At 70.7% G+C, this 307-nt stretch carries 1 protein-coding gene; it reads left to right on the forward strand.

The features are described 5' to 3' along the window. Positions 1-307: IS3 family transposase (locus tag G3O00_RS43170; protein ID WP_206146651.1), on the forward strand; the 307-nt coding region annotated here is incomplete at both ends.

Raw genomic sequence — 307 nt, forward strand, 5'->3', positions numbered from 1 at the left:
AGGTACGCCTGGATCGACGCACACCGCGACCAGTACAGCGTGAGCCGGCTGTGCCGGGTGTTGGCCGTCTCGCGCAGCGGGTATTGCCAGTGGCGGGCTCGCCCGCCCAGCGTCAGGGCGCAGGCCAACCAGGCGCTGGATGCCGAAGTGGCGGCCATCTACCGGGCCAGTCGCGGCAGCTATGGCCGTCCTCGCATCGTGCGGCAATTGCGTGCTCAGGGCCGGCCGGCGAGCGCTGAGCGCGTGCGACGCAGCCTGCAACGTCAGGGGCTGCGCCCGGTCTACAAGCGCCCGTATCGAGTCACCA

The organism is Burkholderia sp. Ac-20384 (assembly GCF_017104605.1).
GTDB lineage: Bacteria > Pseudomonadota > Gammaproteobacteria > Burkholderiales > Burkholderiaceae > Burkholderia > Burkholderia lata.